General features: G+C 70.8%; 24 protein-coding genes, 1 tRNA gene, 2 pseudogenes and 1 riboswitch. Of the genes and pseudogenes, 9 read left to right on the top strand and 18 right to left on the bottom strand.

Translation table 11 applies throughout. The features are described from left to right. Positions 1-37: 37 nt before the first annotated feature. The 6 genes from ACVW19_RS12365 to ACVW19_RS12390 form a co-directional block, all read right to left on the bottom strand. Complete coding sequence (locus ACVW19_RS12365; RefSeq protein WP_457459235.1) at positions 38-1,030, bottom strand: phosphotransferase family protein; 993 nt, start codon at positions 1,028-1,030, stop codon at positions 38-40. Between the two features lie 166 nt (positions 1,031-1,196). Beyond that, positions 1,197-1,679, bottom strand: a complete 483-nt coding sequence (locus ACVW19_RS12370) for a GNAT family N-acetyltransferase (protein WP_457459237.1) — start codon at positions 1,677-1,679, stop codon at positions 1,197-1,199. Positions 1,680-2,300: 621 nt separating this feature from the next. Next, the gene (gene mycP, locus ACVW19_RS12375; protein WP_457459239.1) at positions 2,301-3,671 is read right to left on the bottom strand and encodes a type VII secretion-associated serine protease mycosin; all 1,371 of its coding nucleotides are present in this window, start codon (positions 3,669-3,671) and stop codon (positions 2,301-2,303) included. Between the two features lie 30 nt (positions 3,672-3,701). After that, a complete protein-coding gene (locus tag ACVW19_RS12380; protein WP_457459241.1) occupies positions 3,702-5,285 on the bottom strand; it encodes a translation initiation factor IF-2 in 1,584 nt (527 codons plus the stop codon). Beyond that, the gene (locus ACVW19_RS12385; RefSeq protein WP_457459243.1) at positions 5,285-5,806 is read right to left on the bottom strand and encodes a hypothetical protein; all 522 of its coding nucleotides are present in this window, start codon (positions 5,804-5,806) and stop codon (positions 5,285-5,287) included. The genes ACVW19_RS12380 and ACVW19_RS12385 overlap by 1 nt, the downstream gene beginning before the upstream one ends. Before the next feature lie 275 nt (positions 5,807-6,081). Beyond that, positions 6,082-6,750, bottom strand: a complete 669-nt coding sequence (locus ACVW19_RS12390; protein ID WP_457459245.1) for a histidine phosphatase family protein — start codon at positions 6,748-6,750, stop codon at positions 6,082-6,084. A gap of 157 nt (positions 6,751-6,907) precedes the next feature. Here ACVW19_RS12390 and ACVW19_RS12395 point away from each other — a divergent pair, with 157 nt between their 5' ends. Together ACVW19_RS12395 and ACVW19_RS12400 are read left to right on the top strand one after the other, a co-directional pair. Then, positions 6,908-7,123 (top strand): hypothetical protein, encoded by a 216-nt coding sequence (locus ACVW19_RS12395; protein ID WP_457459247.1) that lies wholly within the window; start codon positions 6,908-6,910, stop codon positions 7,121-7,123. A 36-nt stretch (positions 7,124-7,159) separates the two neighbouring features. Then, positions 7,160-7,391 (top strand): annotated as a pseudogene (locus tag ACVW19_RS12400) (carboxymuconolactone decarboxylase family protein); the annotation flags it as partial. A gap of 82 nt (positions 7,392-7,473) precedes the next feature. Here the strand turns inward: ACVW19_RS12400 and ACVW19_RS12405 are convergent. Both ACVW19_RS12405 and ACVW19_RS12410 read right to left on the bottom strand, forming a co-directional pair. Further along, a complete protein-coding gene (locus ACVW19_RS12405; RefSeq protein WP_457464576.1) occupies positions 7,474-7,926 on the bottom strand; it encodes a DUF2267 domain-containing protein in 453 nt (150 codons plus the stop codon). 162 nt (positions 7,927-8,088) lie between these two features. Beyond that, positions 8,089-8,511, bottom strand: a complete 423-nt coding sequence (locus ACVW19_RS12410; protein WP_181383493.1) for an Hsp20/alpha crystallin family protein — start codon at positions 8,509-8,511, stop codon at positions 8,089-8,091. A gap of 226 nt (positions 8,512-8,737) precedes the next feature. On the opposite strand from ACVW19_RS12410, the gene ACVW19_RS12415 reads away from it, so the two are divergent. Then, the gene (locus tag ACVW19_RS12415) at positions 8,738-9,040 is read left to right on the top strand and encodes a hypothetical protein (protein WP_457459249.1); all 303 of its coding nucleotides are present in this window, start codon (positions 8,738-8,740) and stop codon (positions 9,038-9,040) included. A 30-nt stretch (positions 9,041-9,070) separates the two neighbouring features. On the opposite strand, the gene ACVW19_RS12420 is transcribed toward ACVW19_RS12415, so the two are convergent. Next, the gene (locus tag ACVW19_RS12420; RefSeq protein ID WP_457459251.1) at positions 9,071-10,477 is read right to left on the bottom strand and encodes a DUF445 domain-containing protein; all 1,407 of its coding nucleotides are present in this window, start codon (positions 10,475-10,477) and stop codon (positions 9,071-9,073) included. 224 nt (positions 10,478-10,701) lie between these two features. Between ACVW19_RS12420 and ACVW19_RS12425 the strand changes: the two genes are divergently transcribed. After that, positions 10,702-12,069 (top strand): SGNH/GDSL hydrolase family protein, encoded by a 1,368-nt coding sequence (locus ACVW19_RS12425; RefSeq protein WP_457459253.1) that lies wholly within the window; start codon positions 10,702-10,704, stop codon positions 12,067-12,069. A 39-nt stretch (positions 12,070-12,108) separates the two neighbouring features. On the opposite strand, the gene ACVW19_RS12430 is transcribed toward ACVW19_RS12425, so the two are convergent. The 4 genes from ACVW19_RS12430 to ACVW19_RS12445 form a co-directional block, all read right to left on the bottom strand. Beyond that, positions 12,109-12,951, bottom strand: coding sequence for a DUF1707 SHOCT-like domain-containing protein (locus ACVW19_RS12430; protein WP_457459255.1), 843 nt, complete (start codon positions 12,949-12,951; stop codon positions 12,109-12,111). Between the two features lie 66 nt (positions 12,952-13,017). Beyond that, entirely contained in the window at positions 13,018-14,043 is a 1,026-nt protein-coding gene (locus ACVW19_RS12435) for an ABC transporter ATP-binding protein (RefSeq protein WP_457464577.1), read from the bottom strand. Between the two features lie 75 nt (positions 14,044-14,118). Next, positions 14,119-14,883: an ABC transporter permease gene (locus ACVW19_RS12440; protein ID WP_457464578.1), complete on the bottom strand. Its 765-nt coding sequence runs from the start codon at positions 14,881-14,883 to the stop codon at positions 14,119-14,121. A 49-nt stretch (positions 14,884-14,932) separates the two neighbouring features. Continuing rightward, positions 14,933-15,718 (bottom strand): ABC transporter permease, encoded by a 786-nt coding sequence (locus ACVW19_RS12445; RefSeq protein ID WP_457459257.1) that lies wholly within the window; start codon positions 15,716-15,718, stop codon positions 14,933-14,935. Positions 15,719-16,123: 405 nt separating this feature from the next. Between ACVW19_RS12445 and ACVW19_RS12450 the strand changes: the two genes are divergently transcribed. Continuing rightward, entirely contained in the window at positions 16,124-18,628 is a 2,505-nt protein-coding gene (locus tag ACVW19_RS12450) for a transglycosylase domain-containing protein (RefSeq protein WP_457459259.1), read from the top strand. Positions 18,629-18,652: 24 nt separating this feature from the next. On the opposite strand, the gene sugE is transcribed toward ACVW19_RS12450, so the two are convergent. The 3 genes and pseudogenes from sugE to ACVW19_RS12465 all read right to left on the bottom strand — a co-directional run bounded on the left by sugE (position 18,653) and on the right by ACVW19_RS12465 (position 19,880). Then, positions 18,653-18,973, bottom strand: a complete 321-nt coding sequence (gene sugE / locus ACVW19_RS12455) for a quaternary ammonium compound efflux SMR transporter SugE (RefSeq protein WP_457459261.1) — start codon at positions 18,971-18,973, stop codon at positions 18,653-18,655. A 32-nt stretch (positions 18,974-19,005) separates the two neighbouring features. Further along, positions 19,006-19,074, bottom strand: a riboswitch (guanidine-III (ykkC-III) riboswitch). Between the two features lie 69 nt (positions 19,075-19,143). Continuing rightward, the gene (locus tag ACVW19_RS12460; RefSeq protein ID WP_202277633.1) at positions 19,144-19,500 is read right to left on the bottom strand and encodes a GroES family chaperonin; all 357 of its coding nucleotides are present in this window, start codon (positions 19,498-19,500) and stop codon (positions 19,144-19,146) included. A 49-nt stretch (positions 19,501-19,549) separates the two neighbouring features. After that, positions 19,550-19,880: pseudogene (locus ACVW19_RS12465) on the bottom strand (DUF3618 domain-containing protein). 145 nt (positions 19,881-20,025) lie between these two features. On the opposite strand from ACVW19_RS12465, the gene bcp reads away from it, so the two are divergent. The 4 genes from bcp to ACVW19_RS12485 all read left to right on the top strand — a co-directional run bounded on the left by bcp (position 20,026) and on the right by ACVW19_RS12485 (position 22,032). Then, positions 20,026-20,493, top strand: a complete 468-nt coding sequence (bcp, locus tag ACVW19_RS12470) for a thioredoxin-dependent thiol peroxidase (protein ID WP_457459263.1) — start codon at positions 20,026-20,028, stop codon at positions 20,491-20,493. Positions 20,494-20,628: 135 nt separating this feature from the next. Next, positions 20,629-21,279 carry an HNH endonuclease signature motif containing protein gene (locus ACVW19_RS12475; RefSeq protein ID WP_457459265.1) on the top strand — a complete coding sequence of 217 codons (651 nt, stop codon included), beginning with the start codon at positions 20,629-20,631 and terminating at the stop codon, positions 21,277-21,279. After that, positions 21,276-21,983, top strand: a complete 708-nt coding sequence (locus tag ACVW19_RS12480; RefSeq protein WP_457459267.1) for an HNH endonuclease signature motif containing protein — start codon at positions 21,276-21,278, stop codon at positions 21,981-21,983. Before ACVW19_RS12475 ends, ACVW19_RS12480 begins: the two co-directional genes overlap by 4 nt. Continuing rightward, a tRNA-Leu gene (locus tag ACVW19_RS12485) sits at positions 21,949-22,032 on the top strand. The genes ACVW19_RS12480 and ACVW19_RS12485 overlap by 35 nt, the downstream gene beginning before the upstream one ends. A gap of 52 nt (positions 22,033-22,084) precedes the next feature. Here ACVW19_RS12485 and rdgB read toward each other — a convergent pair. Together rdgB and ACVW19_RS12495 are read right to left on the bottom strand one after the other, a co-directional pair. After that, positions 22,085-22,687 carry an RdgB/HAM1 family non-canonical purine NTP pyrophosphatase gene (gene rdgB, locus ACVW19_RS12490; RefSeq protein ID WP_457459269.1) on the bottom strand — a complete coding sequence of 201 codons (603 nt, stop codon included), beginning with the start codon at positions 22,685-22,687 and terminating at the stop codon, positions 22,085-22,087. 49 nt (positions 22,688-22,736) lie between these two features. Continuing rightward, entirely contained in the window at positions 22,737-23,135 is a 399-nt protein-coding gene (locus ACVW19_RS12495) for a hypothetical protein (protein WP_457459271.1), read from the bottom strand. Between the last annotated feature and the right edge of the window lie 4 nt (positions 23,136-23,139).

Here is a 23,139-nt window from a genome sequence, read left to right on the forward strand (position 1 = left end):
GGTCACGGGCCCGGGCCGTGGTGAACTGTCCGCTCGGTCACGTCGACGGCAGGAGGGCCAACGCCTCCTTGGCGTTGTGTTCGGCGATCCCCCGCATCGCCGCCCGGTGCGGGAAGTCGCCGTCGAGGAGGCGCAGGGGGCCGGCCACCAGGGAGAGACGCATGGCGAGCATGTAGAGGTCGAGCCGTGCCGGATCGAGGCCGGGGCGGGACAAGGCCGGGTACCGCTCACCGAAGCGAAGCTGGAGGAAGACGTGCTCCCACTCGACGTCGAAGAACATCAGACCCTCGATGTCGATCAGGACCGGATGTCCGGAGGCGTCGACCAGGACGTGGTCGGGCCCGAGTTCACCGTGGATCAGTCCGTGGCTCGTACGGGGCGGGACAACTGCGGCCAGCTCCTGGAGGCGGTCGTGCAGAGGGGCCGCGGCCGACCCGATCCCGGGGTCCCGTTCCGCCGCGTCCGCCAGATCCTCAAGGGCACGCTCAAGGACCAGCTGCTCGCACGGAACACCGCTCGCCCTGCCGCCCCGTTCGAGCACGTCCACCCTGCCGTACCGCCGGCTGTGCTGCCGGTGCATCACGTCGAGCACGGCGGCCAGCTCGCCCAAGGCGTCTGCCGCACGGGCGGGGTCCGTCGCCAGAAGCGCTTCGAGGGTGCCACCGGCCACGTCCTCGACCACCGCGACGTCCGCCGGGTACCGTCGGCGGCTGTCGTCGGCCAGGAGCACCCCGGGGACCCGGACCCCGAGGCGGTCCAGCCTCCGCTGAGCGGCGAGAAAGGGGACCAGCCCGGAGGCGGGGGCGAACGGGTGGGCCGTGTCGGCGTCTTGTGAACCGGGCCAGAAGTTCTCGGACTCGGCCCAGCTGTAGACGATCACACTCGCTGTGCGCGGTCCGTCGACCTGGACGCGGTAGACCCCCTTCTTGCTCCCGCCCCGCAACCGGTCCACTGCGACCGTACGGAACCCGGACCCCAGTGCCTCATGCACGATCCCCGACAAGGCTTCGGTATCCGTGAATTGACGCATTCAACGACCTTAACCTCGACCCGGCAACGGCACAGTCGGCTTCTCGGGCCGTGCCGACTCGGTCCGCAGTGGTGCGAAGTCGTGGTGGACGCAGTGGAGCGGGACGGGCGACGGCCGGCCCCGGGACGGGCGTGTGAGGGCGCCCGTCCCGGGGCGGTCGGGTTGCTCAGAGCTGCCGGTAGTACACGGTCACCGGGAGCGGGGTGCACCCGAGTTTCTCGTACAGGGCCCTGGCGGGTGCGTGGAAGGGGTCTCCTCCGGTGCCGATCTCGACCACCTCGGCTCCGAGGGACCGCATCTGTGCGAAGGCGTGCTCGCACAGGGCGGTGCCCACCTGGTGCCGGCGGTGCTCGGCGGACACGGCGAGGTGCGTGACGCTGCCGTTCCTGCGTGCCGGGTCGACGGTCCAGGCCACGTAACCCGCGATGCCGTCGTCGGTCTCGGCGACCGCGACGTACGCGTGCCGCTCGGGGGCGTGGAGTTCGGCGACCTGTTTGCGGTAGTCGTCGCGCCAGTCGCCGTGCTGGTTGGCGAAGACGACCTCGCCCACCAGGGGGCGGAAGGAGTCCTCGTAGAACGGCCGGAACGTCTCGATGGTCAGTTCGGTGAGTGGCGCCAAGTCGCCGTGAAGGAACGCGCGAATGCGCATGGGAGTGTGCCTTTCGGGGCTGAGGGCTTGATACCAGGGGATGCCCGGAGAAGAGAGGTCAGCGGTCGGCCCGCTCCCTGCCGATCGCGGTTGGATCGGCGGTGAGTCAGACCCTCAGCGGCGGGTACGCCAGGCGGCAAAGCACTCCATGACCGCAGCCTAGCGTCCGGGCCCACCTGCGCGCACTCGGGATTCGCTCTCGGCGCGGGCGTCTGCTGTGGGCCGATGGGACAGGGGACGACGAGGAATGACCAATGGACATACGGGGTGGACCCGCCGGCCGCTGGAGCAGGCGTGCTCGGCGACAGCTGCTCGGCGTGGATGCCGCCCGCTTCGGTGATCACGCCCTGGCGGCCGGTCTGGCTCGCGAGTCGACTCGGCGGAGCAACACGAGAACGGATACACGATGACCACGGACGGCCCGTCCGACGCCCGGACTTTCGGCAGCGTACTGACGGTGACCACCGCCCGAGGCCCTGGCGGCACCACCTCGCTCCACGTGAAGGCGGACATCCCCGGCCAGCTCATCGACTGGGCAAGAGCAAGTAGACCCTCAACGCACTCCTCACGAACCTCCGCTCCCCGGGGTTGATGTGACGTTGCTCAGGCCAGTAGCTGTACTCAGGTGGGACCGGGCCCTTGGCCGGGGCGGATGACGCTGCCCGGTGCCTCCGGAGGAGTGGGCGGAGGCGCCGTGAACCCCGCTGTCGGGTAGGGGAACCGGCCTGGGACGGGGGCGGGTGTCGGGAGTGAGGCTGCCGGTGTCCGGCGTCTGCGGAGGACGGTGGTGACCGCGATGACCGCTGCGAGGAGTGCGGCCGCACCGATGCCCAGCGTTGTCCAGAGGGTGCCGTCCTCCGTGGACGCCGCGGAGGCCGCTGCGGCGGTGTCGTCTTCCTTGGCCGGAGCGCCCGCGTCGGAGGTTCCAGAAGCCTGAGGTGAGGGTGACTTCGGCTCGGCTGCTGCGAGATCGGGGAGCGGGTAGACGTCGGCGGGTCCCGGGTCGCCGGGGTTCTGCAGGGCGATGCGGGGGCGGACGATGCCGTAGCCGATGGAGTCGTTGCGCTGGGCACCGTCCGTGGGGCCGCCGATGGTGTTGAGCATGACGCGCAGGACCTGGTTGTTGGTCCAGTCCGGATGCTCGGCCCAGATCAGGGCGGCGCTGGCCGAGGCGAGGGCGGTGGCGTCGCTGGTGCCGTGGGTCCGGCAGAGGCCTGTCTCGCTCCCGCAGGCGGCCACCATGTCCTCCCCCGGGGCGGCCATGTCGACCTGCGGACCGTACTCGGACTCGGCGGTCCTGCGCAGGTCCTTGCCCACCGCCGCCACACCGACCACTCCCGGAGTGGCAGCGGGGTACATCACCTCGTTGGCCCCGTCTCCGTTGTTCCCGACGGCGGCGAAGATCAACGATCCCTTGTCGAGTGCGTACTTCACCGCTGCGGTCAGCTGCGGTGAACCTTCCGTGGCGCCCTGGGAGATGTTGATGACCTTTGCGCCCTTGTCGGCGGCGTAGCGGATCGCCGGTACGACTGCCTTGTTGAAACGGTCTTCGGCCTCAGCCTTGTTGGCTGCCGTGTCCGTATTGGGCAGACGGATCGGGAGAATCTTCGCGCCGGGTGCGAGCCCGAAGGCGCCGTTGCCGCCGCCGTACGCGCCGGTCCCCGCGATCAGGCCGGCCATGCCGGTGCCATGGCCCTCGTAGTCGGTGTGCTCGTCGCCCGGTTGGTCCGGCGCGAGGTCCTTGCCGGGGAGGACGCGCCCCTCCAGGTCGGGATTGTTCGGGTCGACGCCGCTGTCGATGACGGCGACCGTGACACCCTCGCCGGTGCTGGTCTGCCACATCTGCTCGGCCTTCATCGCGTCCAGGAACCACTGCTCCCCGCGCGTCGACTCCGCGCGGGCCGTCGTGCCCGCGGCGGTGACCAGCAGCAGGCCGAGGACCGCCGATGCCGCCGCACGGCGGCCCCTGTGTCTGGTGCTGCTGGTGCGCATGAACGTCGCTCTCTTCCGTTCCTGGATACGTCAGTCGATGACCGGCGGTACGGCGCGACGGCCGCCCTGCCGCCAGGTCTCCTCATCCTCGGCCACGCCGTACGGTCGCCCACGGCTGCTGCCCGTGTTCGGCGAAGGCGCCGACCGAGAGGCACGAGTTCCACCGACACCATGACCACCGCCCCGGCGCGTCGCGCTGGACGCGCCGCCCACGATGCCGCGGCCCGCCGTGCCTGAACCCGCTGTGGCACCTGGGCTGCCAGGTCCGGACATCACCGTCCCCGCACGCCCCGGCTGCTGCGGAAGGCCGCTGCCGGCACCGTCATTGGGCAGCGGACGGCCGCCGATGATGCCCCCGTTCGAGACCGCGGGACGACGACCGGGAACCTGGCCCTGCCGGCCCGCCACACGGCCGACCGGACTCGTCGTACCAGTGGTCGGGCCCACCGGGCCGCGCGTGGCCGCGCCCTCCCCGCCCACGACCACACCGCGCGGGATGGGCCCCGTCGGCCTCCCCGCAGGTGGTGTGACAGAACGGCCGCCGACAATACCGCTACCGCCGCCGACACCGCCGGTGGCACCTGGCGGCATGCGCACGGGATTCGACACTGTCCCCTGGCCGGGCAGAAAGGACGCACGGCCAACTCCTGGTGTCCGTCCCTGCCCTGCCGGGTTGTTGACGGGAGCGCCTCCGCCGCTGCCGAACACGGGAGGGATCAAGCCGGTCTGCGAAGTCGCGCCGCCCTTCGCCTGATCCGGGCCTGGCAGGCCGCCTGCCGCAGTGGCCGGAGACGGTGGACTTTGAGGAAGCGTGGCCACAGAGTCGATGCCCATCCGCGTGGGCTGCTCCACGTCCTCCGGTGCGTAGTGCGCGGATGATGCCATGCCCGAGGGCTGCCGCAGGCCAGAGGCGCCGGCGGAACTCTCCTGATCGTGCGCGGCATGTGTGGAGGAAGCAGCCCCGGACACGGCAGCCGCCACCGCGGAACCGCCGGGACGAGCCTCAGCCGTACCGCCGTGGAACGCGATACCGTCCTTCGGCACGATCGCCTTGGGCGGCGGCGGGAACTTCGGCCGTTCCAGCGCGTTCAGCTGTGTGGCCGACCACGCATACGTCTGCCCCAGCTTCCGCATCTGCGCCGCTGCCTGCTGACGCACCTTCTCCTTGTTCGCCGCCAACGCCGCAAGCTCGCTCGCGGACTTGGCGCCCACCGCCGCGGCGTCCGGGTCGTTGCGTGCCGCCCGCGCCGCGTCCAGGTTCGCCTGTGCGCTCTCGGCATCTCGTGGGATCGCCGCCTGCGCCTGGGCGATCGCTCCCGACGTCTCGCCCAGCCACTTCGCCGCGTCCTCACTGAAGTCGCCCAGCCGCAGTGTGGAGTTGGCCAGATCGCCGCTCCAGGTGCGGAAGGCGTCCGCTCCCTTGCCCTTCCACTCCACCCACTGCGGGCGGACCTTCAGCTCCTCTGCGATCTTGCGGATCTCCTTCGCCGCCGCCACCAGCCGGTCGGCGGCGGCCTGCACCGTCCCCGCGTTCGCCTGATCCAGCCATGCCAGCATCTGCTCATGGCTCATGTTCTCGAAGGACGTTCCGCCTCCGGGTCCCTTGCCTGCCATCAGATCGACCCTCCGGCGTCGTCGCCCACCGGTGTCCGGCCGCCGCTGCTCGGGGCCTGCTGGGGGAGGCCGGGATCGTAACTGCCGCCGTAGTGCTTGGTGGTCTCCGCGCTGATCGCCGCCATGCGGTCCCGGACGTCCAGGTCGATGTTCTGGTAGCCCTTGTGCGAGGCCAGCACGGCGATGTTCATGCCCTCCATGGAGTCCGACAGCAGCTTCGAGAGCGTCTCCAGTTCGCCGATCACCGTCTCGTACGCGGTGAACAGCCCGGCCGCCTCCGCCCACGCCCCGTCCCCGCCGCCGAACTGGTGGCGTGCGAGCTGTTCCTGGCCCACCTCGCCCGGACCTGCCGCCGAGCCCTTCAGGTCGCCGATGAGGTCGTCGACGCGCTTGCGGAACGCCGTGAACGACGACAGCTCGGCGGCCATGTCGGCCTGCGCGGAAAGCGCCCCCGCCATACCGGACGGGACCGACGCCCATGACGACAGACCCGGACCCGAACCGCCCTCGCTCGGCAACACAGCGCCCTCCCCGTACCTCTTGAACAACCGGACATCCCACAGCCGCACCAGGAACTCTAACCACCGGCAGTGACAATCCACAGCCGTCTCGTCGCGGAGAGCTACCGGGGTCGGGCTGCGCAGGGATCGCTCGGCCCATCGCCGGGGCCTGGCGGCTCTTCGAGCATGAGTCCATCCAACACCAAAGCGTGATCAGCCGTATGAGTGTTCGTACTCAGACGGCTTCTCGAACGGTGTGCCCGAGTTTCTCGTACAGGTTCACAGGGTCCTGTCGGCTAACCGTGGGCGCCTTCGACGGCTTCCCCCGCAGGGCCGCTCTCGCCCGGTCCACTGTCCTCGGGGCCGAGGGAGTGGTCCTCCCAGCGGTGCGCCCACCAGCCCTCGCCGGGGGCGCCGGAGAGGACGACGGCGCCGGTGTTCCGCAGCGCGTGGGTGGAGGCGAAGGCGATGTCGACGTTCTCCGCCCGGGCCGCCACCCACATGCGGATCGCGGCGCCGTGGCTGACCATGGCCACGGTCTCGGCCCCGGTGGCCGCGGCCTCCTCCACGACGGCGTCGTACCGCCCCAGGGCCTCCACCCCGTTCTCCCCGCCCGGCATCCGGAGCCCGGTGTCCCCCGCCGACCAGGCGAAGGCGGTGGTCAGGTAGGTCTCGGCGGCCTCGGCGTCCCCTCGCATCTCCAGGTCGCCGGCGGACAGCTCCCGGATACCGTCGCGCACCCGGACCTCCAGTCCCGTCCGGGTGGCCAGCGGCGCCGCGGTGAGCTGTGCGCGCAGCAGGGTGGAGGCGTAGAGGGCGTCGATCCTCTCCTCCGCCAGCGCGTCCGGGAGGGCGGCCGCCTGCTCCTGGCCCAGCGGGGTCAGCCCGGGGCCGGGTTCCGCCGTGTCCAGCAGGTGCTTGAGGTTGGAAGGGGTCTGACCGTGGCGTATGAGCAGGAGTCGCATGTCCGGGTCTGTCTCCTGAAGGCCGGGAGGGAGATGGCCTTCCACTCTGCCATCCCGCTTGTTTCCGTGTCGGGTCGCCGTCTGCGGACCGGCTGGCCATGCTGGTGCTGGGAGCGGCCTGCTTCCCGGCGACCTTCCCAGTGACAAGGAGCACGGCATGTCCACGGACCCGGTCGGACGATTCCTGACGGCTTTGGACCCGGACCACCGGGAGGCCATCAGCGCCAAACCGCGCGAGGAGCAGGAACAGCTCGCGGCGGCCTGGGAGCGGGAGCTGGAGAGCGACACCGAACTCGACTCCCTCGACGAGCTGTCCCCGGCGGCGGCGGAAGCCGAGGCGGCCCGCCGCGTCCTGAACCGCGAGGCGGACTGAGACCTGCGGGTTGAAGCCTGCGGGCCGAGACCTGCCCGGCCGGTCACGCGTCTCGCCGAGGAGGGCACCCGGCTCGCCGACACCCACCAGGGGGTGTTCGCCGAGCCGGGGCCAGGTGCGCAAGCACTACGACGACGACCGGGGCGCCCTGGTCGGCCTGGTCGGCCTGGTCGCGCTGATCAACGCGGCCAGCCGGCTCGCCGTGGTCGTACGCCGGCGGGGAGGCTCCTCCGGGCCCGGTACGTTCGCTGCCGCGGTCGACACCTGACCGGCAGGCGAAATCCGGCCCGGCCCGTGATCACTCGATCCGGGCCGGGCCGTCGGCCGTCGGCCGGGCCTCGCTCCGCCCGTCACTCCGCCGGGGACAGTTCCGCTCGGCCGAAGAGGAGGGCGTAACCCGGGGGCAGTTGGTCCAGGATGCGGGTGACCAGGGCGTCACCGACCAGGCGCGGCAGGACGCTCAGGACCGAGCTGGCGTCCCAGCGGGCCGTGGCCGGGGTCGCCCCCTCGATACGGGTGGCCAACGAGTCGACGAACTCCGCCGCCGTCAGGGGGCGGGTCGCCGGGATCTGGGAGGCGAGCACCCTGGCCGCCTCCTCCGGCAGGGCGCGGGCCAGCTCGACGCGTTCGTCGCCGACGACGTGGCCGCCGAGCGCGGACAGGACGATGCGGGTGACGCTCTCCGCCTCCGCTCTCGTCGGGTACCGGCCCGCCTCCCGTACCGCGTCCACCAGTTCGCGCCAGCCGTCCTCCCAGCCGTCGTCGCGGCGCGTGCGGCGGTCGCGGTTCGGGGCGGGGATCATCCCTTCCGTACGCGGTGTCACGGGCTTCTGCGGCGTCAGCGTGGTCATTGTCATGGCTCCTCTCCTTCTCAGGGCTTCGACTGCCCCCACATCAGACAGGCATGGGACGCGTCCCGCGGAAGCCGGAATCCGGAATCCGCGGGACGCGTTTCGTGCGTGCTGTCAGCCGCCGATCTGCTTGCGGCTGTCGCCGCCGGTGATCTGGATGCGGCGTGGCTTGGCCTGTTCGGCCACCGGGATGCGCAGGGTCAGGACGCCGGCTTCGTAGGAAGCGTCGATGCGTTCGGTGTCCAGGGTTTCGCCGAGGAAGAGCTGTCGGGTGAAGGAGCCCGTGGGACGTTCGGCGACCAGCAGCTCCGCGTTCTCGGGAGCCGGGGAACGGCGTTCGGCGCGCACGTTGAGGACGTTGCGCTCGACGTCCAGTTCGATCGTCTCGGGGTCGATGCCGGGGAGGTCGAAGTGGACGATGAAGTCGTCCCCTGCCCGGTAGGCCTCCATCGGCATCACCGAGGGGCGGCCGGTGGAGCCGAGGACCTGCTGCGCGAGTCGGTCGAATTCGCGGAAGGGGTCCGTGCGCATGAGCATCACAGCTCACTCCTTTCATCAATGGTCCAGGTGCGATGCCCTACGCCTTCTTATATAGCTCACGGGAGGAAAGTTGACAACCCAAGACTCAACTCCTGGCTCCGGCGCCCCTGGCCCCCTCACGGCCTCGCCCCGCCCCGGGCGCGGTACGGCCGGTCCGGGGGTTAGCCTCGGAGTCTTGTGAAGGCCCGCCCTTCAGACGCAGCAGCAGGAGGCAGGACAGGACATGGCGAAGGTCCCGAGTTCGGTACTGGCCGCGAGTGGACTGGTCGGCGGGTACGGCGTGGCCCGCTGGACGCGGAAGCGGGAGCTGGGCGGGGTCGTGCTCGCCGTCGCCGGGGCCGCTGCCGCGCGGCAGTGGCGGGAGCGGGCCGGAGGGACGGCCGCGGGGGCGCTGTCGGCCGCGTATGTCGCCGCCTTCGCGGGGTCGCATCCGCTCGCGAAGAAGGTCGGCGCCTGGCCGGCGGTGTTCGGCGCGGCGGGAGCCGTGGCGCTCGCCGCGTGGGCGGTCGCCGACCGGCGGGGCTGAGTCCGCCGGGCACCGCGGGCGACACCGCCCCTACGCCCCCACCGCCCGCGCCACCGTGTAGATGACCAGGCCCGCCAGGGAGCCGACGACCGTGCCGTTGATGCGGATGAACTGGAGGTCGCGGCCGATGTTCGCCTCGATCTTCTTCGTGGTGTGCTCGGGGTCCCAGCTCGCCACGGTGTCCGTGATCAGGGAGGTGATCTCCTTGCGGTAGGTGGTCACGACGTACACCGCGGCGCTCTCCAGCCAGCCGTCGACCTTGCCCTGCATCCTGGGGTCGGCCGCCATGCGCGCGCCCAGCGACAGCAGTGAGGCGCGCACCCGCAGCCGCAGCTCGCTGCGCTCGTCCTCCGCCGCGGAGACGATCATGGACCGTACGGCGGTCCAGGCGGAGGCGATCAGGTCCTGGACCTCGCTGCGGCCGAGGACCTCGCCCTTGAGGCGTTCGACCCGGGCGCGGGTGTCGGTGTCGGACTGGAGGTCGGAGGCGAAGTCGGCGAGGAAGCGGTCGAGGGCGCCGCGCGCGGGGTGGGTGGGCATGTCGCGCATCTCGGTGATGAAGCGCAGCAGCTCCTTGTAGACGCGTTCACCGACCTTGCGGTCCACGAACCTCGGGGTCCAGCCGGGGGCCCCGCCGTGCACGGCGTCCATCACGTAGTCGCCGTGCAGGACGAGCCAGTCGTGGGCGCGGGCGACGACGACGTCGACGGCCTTCTTGTGACCGCCGTCGGCGACGATCCTGTCCAGCATCTTGCCCATGCCGGGCGCGATCTCCTGGGCGTTCGCGCGGCGCGTGACGGCCTCCCCGACCACCGCCTGGACGTCGGAGTCGCGCAGCACGGTCAGCGCGCCGCGCAGGGCGGCCGACAGCTCGGCGGTGACCCGGTCGGCGTGTTCGGGCACCGCGAGCCAGGCGCCGAGCCGGCTGCCGATGCCGACGGCGCGCAGCCGCCCGCGCACGACGTCCTCGGAGAGGAAGTTCTCCCCGACGAAGTCGCCCAGGGAGACACCGAGCTGGTCCTTCTTGTTGGGGATGATCGCGGTGTGCGGGATGCGCAGGCCGAGGGGGTAGCGGAAGAGGGCGGTCACGGCGAACCAGTCGGCGAGCGCGCCGACCATGCCCGCCTCGGCCGCGGCGGCGACATAGCCCGCCCAGGCGCCGGCGCCCCGGTGGGAGGCCCACTCGGCGAGGACGTACACCACGGCGACGAACAGCAGCAGTCCGGTGGCGGTGAGCTTCATCCGGCGCACACCGCGCTGCTTCTCCTCGTCCGCCGCGCTGAACGTCGTCATCGCGCGGTTCGTGACGCCGCCGGGGCCGGGACCCGGAGCGGAACCGGCACCGGGACCCGCGCCGGAACCGGCACCGGCACCGGTTCCGGCACCGGTTCCGGCATCCGTGGTGTCCGCCGCCCTCGTCCGCTCGGTCCGTTTCATCCGCTCCACTCGCTCCACCTGTTCCGGCCCGCTGCACCTGTTCGGTGATCCCTCACACATTGTCCCTTCCTGTCCGACTCCCGGAACGGAACAGGAGTTCCCGGCGTCTGTTCAAGGGGGATCCGCCAGAAGTCCTGCCGGGGAACTCCCCCTCGTCCATGACGCATCATGGGATCGTCCGAACGGAGCCTCGGGCTCCCACCGTCCGAGGAGAACAGAACAGCATGACCCGGCGACGTGACGGGGGCGCGGGGGCGCCGCCCGCGAAGTACCGCGCCCTGCTCGCCGCCATGGTCGCCGCGATCGTGGCCGTCTCCGCCGCCATATACGTCACGGCGGCCTCCGACGACGGTACGCGACACCGCGGCACCCTCGCCGACGGCCGCGGCGCTCCGCAGAACCCGGCCGCACCCGCCTCCACCGGCACCTGGGTCGGCTCCTGGGCCGCCTCCCCCGTCGGGGGCGAGCCCGACACCGAGACGACCGGCCTCGCGGGCCACTCGGTGCGCAACGTCGTGCACACCAGCGTCGGCGGCTCCAGCGCCCGGATCACCCTGTCCAACCTCTACGGGCAGTCCCCGCTGACCGTCACCCACGCCTCGATCGCCGTCTCCGCCGGCCGGGGCACCGCGGCGGCGCTCGCCGGCACCATGCGGCAGCTCACCTTCGGCGGCGGCCCCGCCGTCGTCATCCCGGCCGGCGGCCAGGTGATGAGCGACGCCGTGCGCATCGCCGTCCCGTACGACGGGGACGTCCTGGTCACGACGTACTCCCCCAGCGTCTCCGGACCGGTCACGTACCACCCGCGCGCCCGCCAGATCTCCTACGCCGCCCGCGGCGAGCACACCCGCGACACGACCGGCGCCGCGTACACCGAGGAGAGCACCTACTGGCGCTACCTGACCGCGCTGGACGTGCTGAGCAACGAGGCCGACGGCACCGTCGTCGTCCTCGGCGACTCGCTCACCGACGGCGTCACCTCCACCACGGGCGGCAACAACCGCTGGCCGGACGTCCTGTCCGACCGGCTGCGCGCCGCGGTCGAGGCCGGGCGGGACGTGCCGCGCCACGGCGTCGTCAACGCGGGCATCAGCGGCAACCGCGTCCTCGCCGACGGCCTCGGCCGCCCCCCGGAGAACCCCAGCGGCCTGAACCGGTTCGACCGCGACGTCCTCGACCGTACGAACGTCAAGGTCGTCGTCATCGTCCTCGGCGTCAACGACATCCTGCGCGACCGGAACCTCGCCGACCCGGACGCGGTCGTCGGCGGCCTGAACACCCTGGTCGAGCGGGCCCACGCCCGCGGGCTGAAGGTCGTCGGCGCGACCCTGATGCCGTTCGGCGGCCACCGCGGCCACACCGGCCCGCGCGAGGCGGTACGGCAGCAGATCAACGCGGAGATCCGCGCGGGGCGCGTCTTCGACGCCGTCGTCGACTTCGACCGGGCCCTGCGCGACCCGTACGACCCGCGCCGGCTGCGCTCCGACTACGACTCGGGCGACCACCTCCACCCGAGCGACCGGGGGTACGCGCGGATGGCGGAGGTCTTCGACCTGGACGACCTGAAGGGCGGGGCACCGGCCCGGCTGTAGGCAGCGGGCGGCCGGTGCGGGCGGCGCGGCCCGGTCCGGTCAGCGGTCGCCGTCGCGGCGGGGTTCGCGCTGCTCCTCGCCGTGGCGGCCGTGCAGGGAGTCGAAGGAGCCGTACCCGTGCCCGGCCCCGAGGCCCCCGTGGCCCAGGGATGCCTGGCCGGACGAGGAGGCGTCGAGCTCGCGGCGGTGTTCCCCGCGGTCCCCGCGGTCCTTGCGTTCCAGCTTCTCGCGGCGGCGTTCCTCGCGCAGCCGCTGCTTCTCCGCCCGGGCCAGCTTGCGCTGGACGCCGACGCCGCCCCAGAAGGCGAACCCCGTGACGATCACCCGCGGGGCACCCGGGTCACCCGGCTCGCCCTCCTCACTGTGGTCGAAGCCGCCCATGAGGCCGAAACCGCGGACGACGACCTCGACCCCCGGCGGGACGATGACGTCCACCCCGCCCATGATCGCGACCGCGTTGATCACGACCTCGCGGTCCGCGAAGTTCGCCTCCCGCAGATCGATCTGCCCGCCGCCCATGAAGGTGAAGCAGTTGAACCGTCGCGGCGCCGTCCAGCGGCCCTTGCGCTGGAACCCCGACATCACGGCGACGGCCCAGGTCGACGTCCCCTCGCTGCCCGGAACCACCCGGTCCGCCCAACTGTCGGCCTGCTCCGGGCCCTTGGTCAGGGACACGGCGGGGGCCGTCACGCCCGGGGCGGGCAGATCGCGGGTGATCGGCTCGAGTTCCCGGTAGGTCCGCGCCTTGTACGTCGCGTCCAGCCGCTCCTCGAACTCGTCCATGTCGAGACGCCCCTCCGCGAGCGCGTCCCGCAGGACGGCGGCGACCCGCTCTCGGTCGGCATCGGAGGCGCGGAGGTCCGGGACTGCGTCGTCGGTCATACACAGCAGCCTACGAGGTCCCCCGATCGAGGGCTACGAGCGGCCGGGGGCTACGAACGGCCGGGGCTACGAGACCGCCTGCCCCGCCGCATCCGCCCGCCCCGTCCCGTCCGTCCGTCCCGCCTGCTCCGCCTGCTCCGCCTGCTCCGCCTGCTCCGCGTACATCTTCGCGATCACCGCCTCGATGTCCGGCTCCCGCACCGACAGGTCGACCAGCGGGTACTCCGCCGCGATCCGCGCCACCAGCGGAGCCGCCGACTCCGCCGCCGGGAACGCCAGCCACTGCCTCGCCCCCTCCACCCGCACCACCCGCGCGGGCGCCGGCGCGTCGACCGGGGGCATCTCCCGCTCCAGGTCCACCACCAGGGTCCGCTCGCTCTCCCCCGCCCGGTGCAGCCCGGCGAGCGGGCCGTCGTACATCAGCCGGCCGTGGTCGATGACCATCACCCGCGAGCACAACTGCTCGATGTCCTGCAGGTCGTGCGTGGTCAGCAGCACCGTCGTGGCACGCTCGGCGTTCAACTCCCGCAGGAACTCCCGCACCTTGGTCTTGGAGACGACATCCAGACCGATGGTCGGCTCGTCCAGGTACAGCACCTCCGGGTCGTGCAGCAGCGCCGCCGCGATGTCACCGCGCATCCGCTGTCCCAGGGACAGTTGCCGTACCGGGGTGTCCAACAGGGCGCGCAGGTCCAGCAGTTCGACCAGCCGCTCCAGGTTCGCGCGGTACCGCGCGTCGGGAATCCGGTACATGCGGTGCATCAACCGGTACGAGTCGATCAGCGGCAGGTCCCACCACAGCGTCGTCCGCTGCCCGAACACCACCCCGATCCGGTGCGCCAGCCGCACCCGCTCCCGGGTGGGATCGATACCGGCCACCCGCAGCCGGCCGCCGCTCGGGGTGAGAATCCCCGTCAGCATCTTGATGGTGGTCGACTTGCCCGCGCCGTTCGGCCCGATGTAGCCGACCATCTCACCTCGGGCCACGGCGAACGAGAGCGAGTCCACGGCCCGCACCCGCCGCCGCTCCCGCTTCAGGAAGCCGGTCTTCTTCCGTACCTCGAAGACCTTCTCGACCCGGTCGAGAAGGATGAACCCGCCGTCGCCCCCGCCGTGGTCCCCGCCCTCGCCCTCGCGCCGCCCGCCGTCACCGTCGTTGTCCACCGGCTAACTCCCCGTACTCCGATACGAACGAAGCCCCGCCCGCCACGCCGCCCCCGCCAGCGCGCAGCACACCGCCGCCACCACCGGCGACACGAACGCCACCCACTCCGGCAGTCCGAGCGGATACGGCCGGCCCAACACATAGGACGCGGGCACCCAGTTGACGAAGGCGAGCGGCAGCACGAAGGTCACCCCGCGCACCAGTTCCTGCGCGAACACCGTCGGCGGATACTGCAGCAGCGTCTGCCCGCCGTAGGTGAACGCGTTCTGCACCTCGGACGCGTCCTGCGCCACGAACTGGAACGCCGCGCCCGCCACGAACACCGCGCAGAAGATCGCCGCCCCGCTCGCCACCGTCACCGGCATCAGCAACAGCTTCAACGGCGTCCAGTCGACGTCCAGCGAGACGAGGGCCCAGCACAAAACGATCAGCCCCTGCAGCAGGCGGGCGACGCGGCGCAGGGCGAAACGGTCCGCGGCGACCTGGGCGAGCACCGGCACCGGCCGCACCAGCAGCGTGTCGAGCGTGCCGTCACGCACCCGGCGCCCCAGCCGGTCCATCGAACCCAGCGCCAGGTCCGCGGTCCCGAAGGACAGCATGGACAGGCCGTACAGGAACGCCACCTCGGCCAGGACGTAACCGGCCAGCACGTCGACGTGCGAGAACATCAGCACGATGCCGACGAAGTCCAGCCCGGTCACCACCAGAGACCCCACGGTCGTCAGTACGAACGACGCCCGGTACGTCATGGTCGACCGGATCCACATCCCCGCGATCAGCCCGTACGCCCGCACCCCCCGCACCAGCCCGCCACCGTCAGCCACCCTGGACCACCACCCGCCGCGTCGCCGCCGACTGCACCAGCCGTCCCGTCGCCAGCAGCACCACCGCCCACGCGCCCTGGAGCGCGAACACCGGCAACGCGCCCGTCTCACCCATCAGGACGTCGGCCGGCCCCTGGAGGAGCGCCGCCCACGGCAGCACCCGTACGACCTCCCCGAACAGCCCGGGAAAGACGTTCAACGGCAGCACCATGCCCGAGCAGAGCAGCCCCAGGATCATCAGCATCTGCATCACGCCCGTGCCGTCCAGCAGCCAGAACGTGCTCAGCGCCACCAGATACCGGATCGCGAAACTGACCACCATCGCGAGCAGCACCGTCAGCAGGAAAGCGAGCCAGGTCAGCGGATCGCCGGGCAGCGCAACCGGGAAGACCAGCACCCCGAACAGGAAGGGGACCACCCCCCGCCCCAGCAACTGGAACCCCGACCGGCCCAGATCGTGCGCCAGCCACCACCACTGCAGGTCGGCCGGCCGGTACAGATCGACCGCGATCTCACCCGTACGGATCCGTTCCATCAGTTCGATCTCGAACCCGCCGCCCTGAACGGCCAGCGTCGCGTACAGCGCCTGCCCCAGCCACACGTACGTGACCGCCTGCGCCGGCCCGTACCCCCCGAGGTCCGGCCGCTCGTTCCACAGCGCCAGATACGTGTACACGAGGATCAACCCGAAAACGGTGTTGGTGAACACCCCGGCCACCGTCGCCGCCCGGTACGTCGCGTACCGCCGGAAGCCCCCGGCCGCGACGGCCAGATACAACCGAACCGAGCCCCCACCTGCCCGTAAGCCGGCACTCGCGGCCACCCCCGCGCCCCCGGACGCGGCCGCGTCCGCATCCCCGGCCTCGCACACCACCGCCTCCCGACCTCCCCGCGTCCGATACCGAAGCGCAGGATCGTACTGCCCGCGCCTGACGCCCTGCCAGGTGTTTTCCGGCGACCTCACGGGCAGACGACCTCCCGCACCAAAACCGGCGGCCCACGGCCGTACCCCGTACCTCGAAGGGCCATACGTGTGAGAAGCCGCATGCGAGGCCGAGACGCGCCGTCGACAGGGAAGGGAGCGCCGGATGCGACAGTCTTCTATAAGAGGAACGCACGACGCGAATGTGAACTCATCACCCGTACCACGACGAACACGGCGAAACAGGAGGCCGCACTCGACATGAGCGACGAGCCGCAGCCACAGCAGCACGGCCAGGGCTGGGCACCGCGGGAGCCGCGGGCCGCCGGCACCCCGCAACGCGGGACCGGGACCGGGACCGGGAACGGCAGCGGGAGCGGGAACGGGACCGGCAGCGGGAACGGGAACGGTAGCGGGAGCGGAACCGGGGGCAAGCAGGTGCGCACCGGATGGCGCCGGTACGTCCCCACCTGGCGGACGGTGCTCGGCGGCCTCCTCGTCGCCGCCCTCCTGCTCGTCGGCGGGTTCTTCCTCGGCTACAGCCTGGTGCACATCCCGTCCGCCAACGCCCTCGCCACCAAACAGGCCAACGTCTACCTGTACGCCGACGGCTCCGTCCTCGCCCGCGACGGCGAGATCAACCGGGAGAGCGTCAGCCTCGACCGGATCTCCGAGGAAGCCCAGCACGCCGTCCTCGCCGCCGAGGACCGCGACTTCTACACCGAGTCCGCCGTCGACCCCCAGGCGATGATCCGCGCCGCCTGGAACACCGCCACCGGCAAGGGCAAACAGTCCGGCTCGACCATCACCCAGCAGTACGTGAAGAACTACTACCTGCGCCAGGAGCAGACCGTCACCCGCAAGGTGAAGGAGTTCTTCATCGCCATCAAGCTGGACCGCGAACAGAGCAAGGACGAGATCCTCGAGGGCTACCTCAACACCAGCTACTTCGGGCGCAACGCCTACGGCATCCAGGCCGCCGCCCAGGCCTACTACGGCATGGACGCACAGGACCTCGACGCCCCCCGCGCCGCCTACCTCGCCGCCCTCGTCAACGTCCCCAGCCAGTACGACGTCATCGCCCACCCGGAGAACCGGCCCGCCGTCGAGTCCCGCTGGAACTACGTCCTGGACGGCATGGTCCAGAAGGGCTGGCTGAGCAAGGCGGAGCGCACCGGCCTGACGTTCCCCGAGCCGAAGGAGACCACCACCTCCACCGGCATGTCCGGCCAGCGCGGCTACATCGTGCGCACCGTGAAGGACCACCTGATCCGGAACAAGATCCTCAACGAGGAGGAACTCGACGCCGGCGGCCACCGCATCACCACCACCCTGCACAAGGACAAGCAGGACGCCTTCGTCGACGCCGTCAACGACAACCTGATGGACCGGCTCGACCCGGAGAACCGCAAGGTCGACACCTACGTCCGCGCGGGCGGCGCCGCCATCGACCCCCGCTCCGGCAAGGTCGTGGCGATGTACAACGGCATCGACTACGTCAAGCAGTACACCCCCAACGCCACCCGCAGGGACTACCAGGTCGGCTCCATCTTCAAACCGTTCGTGTTCGCCTCCGCCGTCGAGAACGGGTCCACCACCCAGAACGGCCAACCCATCACCCCGAACACCGTCTACGACGGCACCAACGAACGCCCCGTCCAGGGCTGGCCCGGCGAACGCTACGCCCCGGCGAACGAGGACGACCGCTCCTACGGCCACATCACCGTCCGCGAGGCCACCGACAAGTCCGTCAACGCCGTCTACGCCCAGATGGCGGTCGACGTCGGCTCCGACAAGGTCCAGCAGACCGCCGTCGACCTCGGCATCCCCGCCACCACCCCCGAACTGACCGCCTCCCCCTCCATCGCCCTCGGGGTGGCCACCGCCAGCGCCCTGGACATGGCCGAGGCGTACGCGACCCTCGCCAACCACGGCGAGCACGGCGCCTACACGATGATCGAGAAGATCACCAAGGACGGACAGAAGACGGTGCCCCTGCCCGAGCGGAAAACCCGCCAGGCCGTGAGCCGCGAAGCCGCCGACACCACGACCGCCGTCCTGCGCGGCGTCGTCCAGAACGGCACCGCCAGCGCCGCCCAGGGCGCCGGCCGCCCCGCCGCCGGCAAGACCGGCACCGCCGAGGAGGACCGGGCCGCCTGGTTCGCCGGCTACACACCCGAACTGGCCACCGTCGTCTCCGTCATGGGCCAGGACCCCGTCACCGCCGAGCAGAAGAAGCTGTACGGCGCCATGGGCCTGCCCCGCATCAACGGCGGCGGCCCTCCCGCCGAGATCTGGGCCCAGTTCACCCGGGAGGCACTGAAGGGCGAACCCGTCAGCGACTTCGACCTCCGGCTCCAGCGCGGCGCCGAGCACACCGCGCCGCCCACCGCGAGCGCCGACCCGTCCTCGAGCACCCCGGACGACGACACGTCCCGGGCACCCGGCACGGACGAGAGCGTGAACCGGAACCCGGGCCAGGACGAGGACGGCACCGAGGGCGGAACCCAGGGCCGGACCGACGAAGGCACCACCGGCGACATCCCCACCGGCGGCGGCACGCCGGACGGCGGCACCCCACCCGCCGGTGACACCACGGGCAACACAGGAAACACGGACAACGGCGGCACCGACGGAGCCAACGGCACGGACGGGACGGGCAGGACGGGCGGGCCCACCGGAACCGGCACGGACACCGGCAGAGGCGGCCAGGGCAGCCAGGGCGGCCTCACCGGCTTCATCCAGCAGAGCACCCGCAGACAGTGATCGACCGGGAGCAGGTGACCCGACTCAGTGCCCCGAGGTCACCTTCAGCCCCACCACGGCGACCACCAGGAGAGAGACGAAGAAGATCCGCGCGGCGGTCACCGGCTCCCCCAGCACCACCATGCCCAGCACCGCCGCCCCGGCCGCACCGATCCCCACCCACACGCCGTACGCCGTACCGATCGGCAGCGTCTTCGCCGCATACGACAGCAGCACCATGCTCAAGACGATGCCGGCGCCGGTGAGCACACTCGGAACGAGACGGGTGAAACCCTCGGTGTACTTGATACCGATCGCCCAGCCGACCTCGAGCAGACCGGCGACCACCAACAGAACCCAGGCCATGACAGGCACCTCCGGGACACGAAAGAAACGGGGGTGCGTCGTCTTTGCCTTCACCCGGTACGGCGCGTCTCGTCGGGACCCGGCGGCCTAGCCACCAGGACCGCCCACTCTAGCCAAGAACAGGGAAAAGGGCTGGTGACGACGGTCACCAGCCCCTCCTCGTCCCAGATCTACAGGTACAACCCCGTCGAGTCCTCCGAACCCTCGAACCGGTCCGCGGCCACGGCGTGCAGATCACGCTCCCGCATCAGCACATAGGCGGTGCCCCGCACCTCGACCTCCGCGCGGTCCTCCGGATCGAACAGCACCCGGTCACCCGGCTCCACCGTCCGTACGTTCTGCCCCACCGCGACGACCTCGGCCCACGCCAGCCGACGGCCCACCGCCGCCGTCGCGGGAATCAGGATGCCGCCCCCGGAACGCCGCTCGCCCTCGCTCGCGTCCTGCCGCACGAGTACGCGGTCGTGCAGCATCCGGATGGGCAGCTTGTCGTGCCGGGGGTCGTGCTCGTTTCTCTTGGCGCTCACATCTGAAACCTACCTGCCTTCACCACGGGCGCACGCCCTCGGGTCCGGGTCAGCGCTTACGCCGACGCGTCCCCAGGGTCAGCAGCCCCACGACGCCCACCACCAGGAGCGCCACCGGAACGACCCGCTCCAGCCGCGGCGCACCGTCCGCGTCCACGAACTGGCGCCTTCACGTCGCTCACCGCACGATTGACCCCGACGTACGCCCTGCCGAGCGTGTGGTCGATGTTGGAGGCGACCCTGGCCTTCGCGTCCCCGACGATCGTCTTCGGGTGCACCCGCACACCGATCTCGTCGAGGGTCTCGGCCAGCACCGCGCGACGGCGGTTGATGTCCGCCTCGATCTGCGCCGGGGTTCTGGTGTCCGCCGTGTCCGCCACCGTGTCGCCTCCGAAATCCACTGAAACCCGTACCTGTGCCGGACAGTCTGTCAGCTTCACGCCGCGCCGCACTGTCAGGGCACCCGGTTACCCTCGATCCCGGCATCCGATCCACCCAGCGCGCACGTACGAGGAGACCAGACCGATGAGTGAACGCCTCAAGCCCGGGGACGAGGCCCCCGCCTTCACACTGCCCGACGCCGACGGCAACGAGGTGTCCCTGGCCGACCACAAGGGCCGCAAGGTCATCGTCTACTTCTACCCGGCCGCGCTCACCCCCGGCTGCACCAAGCAGGCCTGCGACTTCACCGACAACCTGGAACTGCTGGCCGGCGCGGGCTACGACGTCATCGGCATCTCGCCCGACAAGCCGGAGAAGCTCGCCAAGTTCCGCGAGAAGGAGTCCCTGAAGGTCACCCTCCTCGCCGACCCGGACAAGCAGGTCCTGGAGGCGTACGGCGCCTACGGCGAGAAGAAGCTCTACGGCAAGACGGTCGTCGGCGTCATCCGCTCCACGATCGTCGTCGACGAGGACGGCAAGGTCGAACGCGCCCTCTACAACGTCAAGGCCACGGGCCACGTCGCCAAGATCATCAAGGACCTGGCGATCTGACCCGGAGAACCCCGACGACGGCTCGTACCGGCTCACCGGTACGAGCCGTTCCGCATTCCACGCGTGACCGTCCGATAAACGGTTCGTTACTCCGTACGAGGCCACGAACAGGTGGCCGGGATCGGAGGGGAACCGATGGGGGCCAGTGCATACACCAAGGAACGCCTGGAGGAGGCGGCCCGGGGAGCGCGGACGTTGTCGGAGGCGTTGGTGCGGTTGGGGGTGGATCCGAAGGGCTGGAAACGCCGGTACGTCCTCGAGCGAATGAGGAAGTGCGGAGTGGACGTCTCACACTTCGAGCGCGAGGGAGCGAAGTGGACGAGGGAAATCCTTGAGCCTGTGGTCGCGGAGTCAAGAAGCGTCAACGAGGTCCTGCGCCGACTCGGACTCGACCCGGTCGGAGGGCATCACACGAACATTCCCCGCCGCATCAAGGCTTACGGCATCGACACCTCGCACTTCACACCAGTGGTCCGCACCGAGCGGCAGAGGTACAACCAGCGCCGCCGGACAGCTGCGGAGATCCTCGTCGAGGACACGTCGGGTCACGCCAGGCGCATTCCGAGCAGCCGGCTCAAGAGGGCGATTCGCGAACTCGGCCTGGACGAGCGTTGCGCGCTCTGCGGAATCGAGCCGGTTTGGCTCGGGGAACCGCTGCCACTTGAGGTCGACCACATCGACGGCAACTGGCGGAACAACCGGATCGAGAACCTTCGACTGCTCTGTCCCAACTGCCACTCGACGACGGACTCTTACCGCGGTCGAGGCAAGGGGCATGCCTCGTGACCAGCGGCATGCGGTACACCCCCGGGCGACTGGCCGAGGCAGCCGGGAAGTGCGCCGACATCGATGAGGTCATCGCCTTCTTGGGTGCCCGGCCATACGGAAACCTCCGCCGGTACCTGTTGAGACGGTTCGCTCACTTCGGCATCGACATCTCGCACTTTCGCCCCTGCGGCAGACGACCTCGCCCCACGGAGAACGAACTACGAGCGGCGGTCAATGAGTCGATCTCCCTGGCAGAGGTACTGCGTCGTCTGGGCCGCCCTGGCAACGGCGCGCAACGCACACAGTTGCGTATGTGGATCGCCGAGCATCGCATCTCGACGTCGCGTTTCCTCGGGCAGGCCCATCAACGAGGGAAACCCGGTACGACCACCAAGAGCTCTGAAGAGGCACTGGTGAAGCACGACAGCACCAATCGGACTGCGACCAAGCGCCTACGCCGGGCGCTTCTCAGTGTCGGAGTGGCTGAGGAATGCGCCCGCTGCGGAGTCGGCCCCGAATGGCTGGGCAAGCCCATGACCCTGGAGGTCGATCACATCAACGGGGACTGGCGGGACGACCGGCGGGAGAACTTGCGGTTGCTGTGCCCCAACTGCCACGCGATCACCAGCACGTGGTGCAGAGGAGGCGCGAGGCAACGCACGACTCCCGGTACCATGACAGGCGCCAGCGGCGGTGGCGCAACGGCGACGCAGCAGACTTAGGATCTGTGGCCCTTGAACGGGCTTGAGGGTTCGAATCCCTTCCGCCGCACACTAACGGCCTGCGTATCGAAGAGTGATGCGCAGGCCGTTGTCATGCGGGCTCAGCCCAACAGCTCCCGCACCGCCGGTACCAGCGCCCGGAAGGCCTTGCCGCGGTGGCTGATGGCGTTCTTCTCCGCCGCGGAGAGCTCCGCGCAGGTGCGGGTTTCGCCGTCCGGCTGGAGGATCGGGTCGTAGCCGAAGCCGCCGGTGCCGGCGGGGGCGTGGCGCAGGGTGCCGCGGAGTCGGCCCTCGACGACGCGTTCGGTGCCGTCGGGGAGGGCGAGGGCGGCGGCGCAGGCGAAGTGGGCGCCGCGGTGGTCGTCGGGGATGTCGGAGAGCTGGGCGAGGAGCAGGTCGAGGTTGGCCTGGTCGTCGCCGTGTCGGCCGGCCCAGCGGGCGGAGAAGATGCCGGGGGCGCCGCCCAGGACGTCGACGCAGAGGCCGGAGTCGTCGGCGACGGCGGGGTGGCCGGTGGCCTGGGCGAGGGCGTGGGCCTTGAGGAGGGCGTTCTCGGCGAAGGTGGTGCCGGTTTCCTTGACGTCGGGGATGTCGGGGTAGGCGTCGGCGCCGACGAGTTCGTGGGGCAGTCCGGCGTCGGCGAGGATCGACCGGAGTTCGGTGATCTTTCCGGCGTTGCGGGTGGCGAGGATCAGGCGGGTCATGGGGCCCAGTATTCCGGGCCCCGTTTCCTCTGCCGTCGGCCGCCTCGTGCTACGGCGTGCAGACCTTCGTCAGTTCGCCGGCCGCGTCGGTGACGGGGCTGATGTCGGGGGTCTTGTCGCCGTTCTCGATGGAGGTGCGGACGTTGGCGGTGGCCTGTTCGAGGTCGTCGACGGCCTTGCCGACGTCGGCGTTGTCGGTCTTGTCGCTTATCTCGCCGAGGTTCCGCTCGATGGAGTCGAGGGATTCCTCGAGTTGGGTGACGTCGTCGGAGGCGTTGCCGACGGCTTGTTGGAGTTCGGTGACGCTGTCGGCGATGGCGTCGGCGGTCCGGACGCAGTCGAGTGCCTTGTCGACGGCGCTGCAGCCGGTGGTGAGTCCGGCGGTCAGTGCGACGGCCGCCAGTGTGGCGGCGACGGCTGTGGTGCGGCGTCGGCGGCTCGCGGCCATGGAA

Source organism: Streptomyces sp. TE5632 (assembly GCF_054061295.1).

What these genes read in the sequence shown, in the direction of transcription:
- mycP (WP_457459239.1), bottom strand. Translation starts at nt 3,671, where the DNA reads ATGCGCACCAGCAGCACCAGACACAGGGGCCGCCGTGCGGCGGCATCG.
- ACVW19_RS12415 (WP_457459249.1), top strand. Translation starts at nt 8,738, where the DNA reads ATGGCGAAGGTCCCGAGTTCGGTACTGGCCGCGAGTGGACTGGTCGGC.
- sugE (WP_457459261.1), bottom strand. Translation starts at nt 18,973, where the DNA reads ATGGCCTGGGTTCTGTTGGTGGTCGCCGGTCTGCTCGAGGTCGGCTGG.
- ACVW19_RS12395 (WP_457459247.1), top strand. Translation starts at nt 6,908, where the DNA reads ATGTCCACGGACCCGGTCGGACGATTCCTGACGGCTTTGGACCCGGAC.
- ACVW19_RS12425 (WP_457459253.1), top strand. Translation starts at nt 10,702, where the DNA reads ATGACCCGGCGACGTGACGGGGGCGCGGGGGCGCCGCCCGCGAAGTAC.
- ACVW19_RS12450 (WP_457459259.1), top strand. Translation starts at nt 16,124, where the DNA reads ATGAGCGACGAGCCGCAGCCACAGCAGCACGGCCAGGGCTGGGCACCG.
- ACVW19_RS12380 (WP_457459241.1), bottom strand. Translation starts at nt 5,285, where the DNA reads ATGGCAGGCAAGGGACCCGGAGGCGGAACGTCCTTCGAGAACATGAGC.
- ACVW19_RS12430 (WP_457459255.1), bottom strand. Translation starts at nt 12,951, where the DNA reads ATGACCGACGACGCAGTCCCGGACCTCCGCGCCTCCGATGCCGACCGA.
- ACVW19_RS12365 (WP_457459235.1), bottom strand. Translation starts at nt 1,030, where the DNA reads ATGCGTCAATTCACGGATACCGAAGCCTTGTCGGGGATCGTGCATGAG.
- ACVW19_RS12370 (WP_457459237.1), bottom strand. Translation starts at nt 1,679, where the DNA reads ATGCGCATTCGCGCGTTCCTTCACGGCGACTTGGCGCCACTCACCGAA.
- ACVW19_RS12420 (WP_457459251.1), bottom strand. Translation starts at nt 10,477, where the DNA reads ATGAAACGGACCGAGCGGACGAGGGCGGCGGACACCACGGATGCCGGA.
- ACVW19_RS12410 (WP_181383493.1), bottom strand. Translation starts at nt 8,511, where the DNA reads ATGCTCATGCGCACGGACCCCTTCCGCGAATTCGACCGACTCGCGCAG.
- ACVW19_RS12405 (WP_457464576.1), bottom strand. Translation starts at nt 7,926, where the DNA reads ATGATCCCCGCCCCGAACCGCGACCGCCGCACGCGCCGCGACGACGGC.
- ACVW19_RS12440 (WP_457464578.1), bottom strand. Translation starts at nt 14,883, where the DNA reads ATGTGGATCCGGTCGACCATGACGTACCGGGCGTCGTTCGTACTGACG.
- ACVW19_RS12475 (WP_457459265.1), top strand. Translation starts at nt 20,629, where the DNA reads ATGGGGGCCAGTGCATACACCAAGGAACGCCTGGAGGAGGCGGCCCGG.
- ACVW19_RS12390 (WP_457459245.1), bottom strand. Translation starts at nt 6,750, where the DNA reads ATGCGACTCCTGCTCATACGCCACGGTCAGACCCCTTCCAACCTCAAG.
- rdgB (WP_457459269.1), bottom strand. Translation starts at nt 22,687, where the DNA reads ATGACCCGCCTGATCCTCGCCACCCGCAACGCCGGAAAGATCACCGAA.
- bcp (WP_457459263.1), top strand. Translation starts at nt 20,026, where the DNA reads ATGAGTGAACGCCTCAAGCCCGGGGACGAGGCCCCCGCCTTCACACTG.
- ACVW19_RS12495 (WP_457459271.1), bottom strand. Translation starts at nt 23,135, where the DNA reads ATGGCCGCGAGCCGCCGACGCCGCACCACAGCCGTCGCCGCCACACTG.